The sequence below is a fragment of the Roseomonas sp. TS2 genome (assembly GCF_058833935.1).
This window is the reverse complement of record NZ_JCACVY010000291.1, coordinates 1-3539: the sequence shown is the minus strand read 5'-3', so window position 1 is coordinate 3539 and position 3539 is coordinate 1. Positions and strand designations below refer to the sequence as shown.

Below are 3539 nucleotides of genomic sequence, written 5' to 3'. Positions count from 1 at the left end.
CCTCTGCCAGCTCTGCGGCGAGGTGCTGGCGCGTGCGCTGCACCTGCCGGTGCCGGGGCCGGTGATCGGCATGGCGCTGCTCTTCGCCGGGCTGCTGCTGCGCGACCGGCTGCGCGGCAGCCCGGCCGAGGCGCCGGGCGCCCCCGGCCTCGGCCAGACCGCCGACACGCTGCTGATGCATCTGGGCCTGCTCTTCGTGCCGGCGGGGGGGGGGGTGGTGGTCTACCTGCCGCAGCTGGCGCGGGACTGGGCGCCGCTCTCGCTGGCCGTGGTGGCGGGCACGCTGGCCGGCATCGCCTTCACCGGGCGGCTGGCGCAGGCGCTGATCCGGCGGCTGGGCTGATGGTCGATCTGGCGCAGATCTGGGTCTATCTGGCGCGCGACCCGCTGGCGGCGCTGACCGCCACGCTGCTGGCCTGGATGGCCGGGCTGCGGCTGGCGGCGCTGTGCCGCTGGCACCCGGCGGCCAACCCGGTGCTGTTCGCCGTGGCGCTGCTGGCGGCGGCGCTGCTGCTCACCGGCATCGACTACCGGCAGTATTTCCAGGGCGCGCAGTTCGTCCACTTCCTGCTCGGCCCGGCCACGGTGGCGCTGGCGGTGCCGCTGTACCGGCAATGGCAGCATGTGCGCCGCTCGGCGCTGGCGGCGCTGCTGGCGGTGATCGCGGGCGGCGGCGTGGCGGCGGCGGTGGGGGTGGCCTTCGCGCTGATGCTGGGCGCGGCGCCCGAGATCACCGCCAGCCTCGCGCCGCGCTCCGTCACCACGCCGGTGGCCATGGGCATCGCCGAGCAGATCGGCGGCCTGCCGGGGCTGACGGCGGCGGTGGTGCTGGCCTCCGGCGTCACGGGCGCGACGCTCGGCCCGATGACGCTGAACGCCATGCGGGTGAAGGACTGGCGCGCGCGCGGACTGGCCATGGGCACCGCCGCGCACGGCCTCGGCACGGCGCGGGCCATCGCGGTGAACGCGACGGCCGGCGCCTTCAGCGGCATGGCGATGGGGCTGAACGCCCTGGCCACCGCCCTGCTGCTCCCCCTGCTCTGGCGCCTGGTCTTCGGCTGACCGCACCGGGCGGGGTGGGAAGCCCGGGGGAAAGAGCCTTCCCCCCGGCCCGCCTCAGATCTTCAGCGTGCCCGCCTTCGCGGCCGCGTAGCGCTCGCCCACCTTCGCCCAGTCGACGACGTTCCACCACGCGGCGAGGTATTCCGGCCGGCGGTTGTTGTACTTCAGGTAGTAGGCGTGCTCCCACACGTCGTTGCCCATCAGCACGCGCTGGCCTTCCATGACCGGCGTGTCCTGGTTGGGCCGGCTGGCCAGCGCCAGCTTGCCGCCCTGGTCCACCGTGACGAACACCCAGCCCGAGCCGAAGACGCGCCCGCCCATGCCGTTGAAGTCGGACTTCATCTTGTCGAGCCCGCCGAGGTCGCGGTCGATCGCCTGGGCCAGCTCGCCGGAGGGGCTGCCGCCCTTGCCGCCCATGATCTGCCAGAACATGGCGTGGTTGGCGTGGCCGCCGCCATTGTTGCGCAGCGCCGTGCGCACGCTCTCGGGCGCCTCGCCGATCTTCGTCAGCAGCTGCTCCAGCGGCATGGCGGCGAGCTGGCCGTGGTCCTTCAGCGCGGTGTTGAGGTTGTTCACATAGGCCGCGTGGTGCTTGCCGTGGTGCAGCTCCATGGTGGCGGCGTCGATATGCGGCTCCAGCGCGTTGGCGGCGTAGGGCAGCGGCGGCAGGGTGTAGGGGCCGGAGGGCGCCGCCGACTGGCCCAGGCCACGGCGCGGCGTGGCGAACAGGCCGGTGGCGAACAGCGTGGCGCTGGCGGCCAGCATGCCGCGCCGGGCGAGCATGGGGGTGGTGGTGGTCATGGCGTCTGGGTCTCCCTTGTCCCGTGGATGCGGGTGCAACACGGCAGGTGGCCCCGGGATGCGGCGCTGGTAAGAGCCGCCGCGCGCTTGACAGCACGCTTTCGCAACGGCACGGGCCGGCGCATGGCCACGCTGCACCTCGCCCTCGCCATCCTGCTCGAAGTGATCGCCACCTCCGCCCTGGCGGCGACCCAGGGCTTCACCCGCCTACTGCCCTCGGTGGTGGTGGTGCTGGGCTATGGCGGCGCCTTCTACTTCCTGTCGCTGGCGCTCCGCGCATGGCCCGTGGGCATCGCCTACGCGCTGTGGTCCGGCATCGGCGTCGTGCTGGTCTCGGCGGCGGGGTGGGTGCTCTACGGCCAGCGGCTCGACGCGGCGGCGGTGCTCGGCATCGGGCTGATCCTGGCCGGGGTGCTGGTCATAAACCTGTTGTCAGGCAGCGCCGGCCACTGAGGCCCCCCGCCCTACTCCGTCCGCCAGCCGGGGATCCGCGGCAACCCGTCCGCCAGCGCCAGCCAGGAAAGGCGGCTGGCCGCCTGGGTGTGGTCGGCCGGCGGCACCGCCTCCGGCTCGTCTAGGCTGGCGATGGTGACGTCGATCTCCTCCGGCGTGGCCAGGCCGCGCCAGGTGAGGGTGGTGCCGCAATCGGCGCAGAAGCCGCGCTCGGCCTTGGCGCTGGAGGCGAAAAAGCGGGGCCGGCCCCGGGTGAAGCGCAGCCGCGCCGTGGCCACGCTGAACCAGGCCACGCAGGGCGCCCCGGCGGCGCGCCGGCAATCGGCGCAGTGGCAGATCGTCGGGTGGAAGGGCGCGCCCTCCGCCACGTAGCGCACCGCGCCGCAGAAGCATCCGCCGTCCAGCATGGCCCTCTCCCGGGTTCGTACGCGCCTTCAACGCGGGCGGCGCAGCAGCGTCACCGCCAGCAGCAGCAGGCCGGAGATCAGCACCAGCACCATGGCCGCCGCCATGATGGTGAGGCTGATCGAATCGTTCAGGCCGGAGAACATCTGCCGCGGCAGGGTGCGCTGCGCGGGGCCGGCGATGAACAGCGCCACCGCCACCTCGTCGAGGCTGGTGGCGAAGGCGAAGACCGCGCCCGCCGCCACGCCGGGGGCGATCTGCGGCAGGCAGACGCGCCAGAAGGCCCGCACGGGCGAGGCGCCACAGGCCGCCGCCGCGCGCAGCTGCGTGGCGTCGAACTGCTGCAGCGCCGCCAGCACCGTCACCACCACGAAGGGCGCGCCGAGCGCGGCATGGCCCAGGATCAGCCCGGTGAAGCTGCTGGTCAGGCCGAGCGGCCCGAAGGCCAGCAGCAGCGCCACCGCGACGATGATGGCCGGCACCACCATCGGCGCCAGCAGCACCGCCATCACCACCGCCTGGCCGGGGAAGCGCCAGCGCCACAGGCCGAAGGCGGCTAGCGTGCCCAGCACTCCGGCCAGCAGCGCGGCGGCGGCGCCGACGCGCAGGCTGTTCCACAGCGCCGGCAGCCAGAAGTCGGAGCTCCAGAAATCGGCGTACCAGCGCAGCGAGAGGCCGGGCAGCGGGTAGTGCAGGAAGGACCCCGCGGAGAAGGAGAGCGGCAGCACCGCCAGCACCGGCGCCAGCAGGAACAGGATGGCCAGCACGCCGAAGGCCCAGAGCAGGATGCGCCCCGGCTTCAGCGGGGCGCGCATCCG

The 3539-nt window shown here is 73.9% G+C and carries 6 protein-coding genes; 3 read left to right on the top strand and 3 right to left on the bottom strand.

Translation table 11 applies throughout. From position 1 onward, the window contains the following. Together ACZJYS_RS23485 and ACZJYS_RS23480 are read left to right on the top strand one after the other, a co-directional pair. A partial coding sequence (locus ACZJYS_RS23485; RefSeq protein ID WP_493180530.1) for a CidA/LrgA family protein occupies positions 1-343 on the top strand: 343 nt, incomplete at its 5' end. Continuing rightward, on the top strand, positions 343-1062 hold the full coding sequence (locus ACZJYS_RS23480) for an LrgB family protein (RefSeq protein ID WP_493180529.1): 720 nt from the start codon (positions 343-345) through the stop codon (positions 1060-1062). The genes ACZJYS_RS23485 and ACZJYS_RS23480, both read left to right, overlap by 1 nt. Before the next feature lie 54 nt (positions 1063-1116). Here ACZJYS_RS23480 and ACZJYS_RS23475 read toward each other — a convergent pair whose 3' ends face one another. Then, on the bottom strand, positions 1117-1863 hold the full coding sequence (locus ACZJYS_RS23475; protein ID WP_493180528.1) for a superoxide dismutase: 747 nt from the start codon (positions 1861-1863) through the stop codon (positions 1117-1119). Between the two features lie 123 nt (positions 1864-1986). Here ACZJYS_RS23475 and ACZJYS_RS23470 point away from each other — a divergent pair, with 123 nt between their 5' ends. Further along, on the top strand, positions 1987-2316 hold the full coding sequence (locus tag ACZJYS_RS23470; RefSeq protein ID WP_493180532.1) for a DMT family transporter: 330 nt from the start codon (positions 1987-1989) through the stop codon (positions 2314-2316). Positions 2317-2327: 11 nt separating this feature from the next. On the opposite strand, the gene ACZJYS_RS23465 is transcribed toward ACZJYS_RS23470, so the two are convergent. Further along, a complete protein-coding gene (locus ACZJYS_RS23465; RefSeq protein WP_493180527.1) occupies positions 2328-2723 on the bottom strand; it encodes a GFA family protein in 396 nt (131 codons plus the stop codon). Positions 2724-2750: 27 nt separating this feature from the next. Beyond that, the gene (locus ACZJYS_RS23460) at positions 2751-3536 is read right to left on the bottom strand and encodes an ABC transporter permease (RefSeq protein WP_493180531.1); all 786 of its coding nucleotides are present in this window, start codon (positions 3534-3536) and stop codon (positions 2751-2753) included. Between the last annotated feature and the right edge of the window lie 3 nt (positions 3537-3539).

Excerpts from the sequence above, each read along its gene's own strand:
- ACZJYS_RS23480 (WP_493180529.1), top strand. The coding sequence starts at position 343 with ATGGTCGATCTGGCGCAGATCTGGGTCTATCTGGCGCGCGACCCGCTG.
- ACZJYS_RS23475 (WP_493180528.1), bottom strand. The coding sequence starts at position 1,863 with ATGACCACCACCACCCCCATGCTCGCCCGGCGCGGCATGCTGGCCGCC.
- ACZJYS_RS23470 (WP_493180532.1), top strand. The coding sequence starts at position 1,987 with ATGGCCACGCTGCACCTCGCCCTCGCCATCCTGCTCGAAGTGATCGCC.
- ACZJYS_RS23465 (WP_493180527.1), bottom strand. The coding sequence starts at position 2,723 with ATGCTGGACGGCGGATGCTTCTGCGGCGCGGTGCGCTACGTGGCGGAG.
- ACZJYS_RS23460 (WP_493180531.1), bottom strand. The coding sequence starts at position 3,536 with ATGCGCGCCCCGCTGAAGCCGGGGCGCATCCTGCTCTGGGCCTTCGGC.